A 2,335-nucleotide genomic window follows, 5' to 3' on the forward strand; every position below is an offset into this window, starting at 1 on the left:
ATGGCGTACTGCTACGCAGTGCCTTCGGCATCGCACTAACCCTAACAACAATTTTTGATTTTTACCAGAGGTCTATTGACTGAATGATGGGATGTAATATTTCAATAACCAGCATTTTCTTGGTGCTTGAGCTATACAATGAGAGCTATATTTTGATAGGACAAAAAAAGATTAGTATAGAGGTAAAATTAATGGCTGAAACCCTATATGAGAAAGACTATGTAGCTTGGCTGCAAGACCAGGCAGAAAAACTGCGATCGCCTGAGCGCAATACTTTAGATTGGCAAACTTTAGCCGAGGAATTAGAGGAAATGGTTGATGAACGCAAATACAAAGCAGAAAGCTTTCTTATTCAACTCCTCAGTCACCTGCTACTTTACGCCTACTGGAAGCATCCTTACTACCTACCCCACTGGACAGACGAGATAGATAATTTCAGATTGGAATTGAGCTTGCTGTTTCGCTCTAAGGTAATCTACAATCATGCCTTAGAACGGTTTGGTTATTGTTATCAAAAAGCTCTGGGAAAAGCGAGCCGCAAAAGTGGATTAACTTTACCAGTTGACTGTCCTTGGACAATTGAGAAAATTCTTGATGAAGATTGGTTCCCTGGTTAAAAACTGGAGCTTGCAATCCAACTTACATCCATACAACAATAGGGTGGGCAATACCCACCTTACTTCAGTTGCTTAACAACTAATAGCTGGTATTCCAAAATATGGTTGAAAAAGAAATTGAGTCATGCGAGGAAGTTTCGGCTCCATCCATGACTCAATTTTGATATATAGCGTTTCTAGGTTTACTAAATAAGAACTACGTCAAGAGAAACCGCAAAACCAGCTGGAAGGTTTGCCAAGATAGCAAACTCGGTCCCTAAAAATGAAAGTGATCCAGTCCATGCGTTGTAACTGATCTGACTCAGAGAAGTGGCTCCAAAACCCGATTGGCTAACTTCAATTTTGTCTCCTTCTGGCCATAAAAAGTCTTGGATAGTATCAACTTTCTCGGAGAGGAAATTGAAGCGGAACTTATCGGCACCAGCACCACCAGTCAGGGTGTCATTGCCAGCACCACCAATCAGGATGTCGTTGCCATCACCACCAATCAGGGTATCATTGCCAGCACCACCATCGAGGCTGTCATTCCCCGCTCCGCCATTGAGGGAATTGTTGGTGCTGTTGCCCGTGATCGTGTCGGCAAAGCTGCTGCCGATGACGTTTTCAAACTGGCTCACCGTGAAGGTCAAGGGCAGCGGCGCGGCCGTGCCGTTCACCTTCACCACGCCGGTGGTGAGGTTGGTAACCGTTCCCGTGGCGGGAGCCACGCTGGCACCGCTGTGATCCACCGTGTCGCCCAGCAGGCTGCTGCCCACAATCGATTCCACGGCAATCAAGGTGTCGGTACCCAGCGCTCCCTTGTTCAACACCCCGAAGGCACCCAAAGTGACGACATTGCTCAGAGCGCTGTAGTTGGCCGTATCGACGCCAGCACCACCATTAATCGTGTCGTTGCCAGCGGTGCCGAAGAACGTGTTGGCCGAGGCGTTGCCCGTGAGGACGTTGTTTTTGCTATTGCCAGTAGCGTTGATATTGCTACTCCCCGTCAGGGTCAAGTTCTCAATCCCATATCCTTGGTTCCCAGCTGTCCCCGGTGCTAGAGAATAAGTGACTGAGGCAGATACCGTATCAGCTGTCCCACCCAGGGAATCATCGAAGACCTCCTTGACGATATCGCCCACATTGTCCACGAAGTAGGTGTCGTTGCCATCACCACCATCCATAGTGTCGGCACCCACACCACCATTGAGGACATTGCTGCCAGTGTTGCCCTTGAGGATGTTGTTTTTGCTATTGCCAGTAGCGTTGATATTGCCACTCCCCGTCAGGGTCAAGTTCTCAATCCCATATCCTTGGTTATAAAATGTCCCTGGTGCTAGGGAATAAGTGACTGAGGCAAATACTGTATCAGCTGTCCCACCCAGGGAATCATCGTAGAATTCCTTGACGATGTCGCCCACATTGTCCACGTAGTAGGTGTCGTTGCCATCACCACCATCCATCGTGTCGGCACCCAAGAGACCATCGAGGGTGTCGTTGCCAGCGGTACCAAACAGTATGTCGTTGCCATTAGTTCCTGTAATTATGGCCATAAATTTAACCCTCCTTAACAATTACATAATTTACATCCTGTGCCACGGGAGCATCCCAGTTTTGCAATGAGTAAAAATACTCAGGCAATATCGCCGTTGAGATAAGCACAACGTAGCTTCAAATACTGAGGAACATTCTCTGCTTTCCATTGTGCTCCCACAATTTTCATTCTTGCACCTATTTGC

Annotated in this window: 2 protein-coding genes; one reads left to right on the forward strand and one right to left on the reverse strand. The window is 47.5% G+C overall.

Annotated features, from left to right (window positions below):
- Window positions 1-191: 191 nt before the first annotated feature.
- Entirely contained in the window at window positions 192-617 is a 426-nt protein-coding gene (locus PX481_RS16340) for a DUF29 domain-containing protein (protein ID WP_043998986.1), read from the forward strand.
- Window positions 618-802: 185 nt separating this feature from the next.
- Here the strand turns inward: PX481_RS16340 and PX481_RS16345 are convergent, their stop codons facing one another.
- Complete coding sequence (locus tag PX481_RS16345; RefSeq protein ID WP_288095017.1) at window positions 803-2,149, reverse strand: calcium-binding protein; 1,347 nt, start codon at window positions 2,147-2,149, stop codon at window positions 803-805.
- Between the last annotated feature and the right edge of the window lie 186 nt (window positions 2,150-2,335).

It is taken from the genome of Microcystis sp. M53603_WE2, assembly GCF_030065435.1.

Excerpts from the sequence above, each read along its gene's own strand:
- PX481_RS16345 (WP_288095017.1), bottom strand. The coding sequence starts at position 2,149 with ATGGCCATAATTACAGGAACTAATGGCAACGACATACTGTTTGGTACC.
- PX481_RS16340 (WP_043998986.1), top strand. The coding sequence starts at position 192 with ATGGCTGAAACCCTATATGAGAAAGACTATGTAGCTTGGCTGCAAGAC.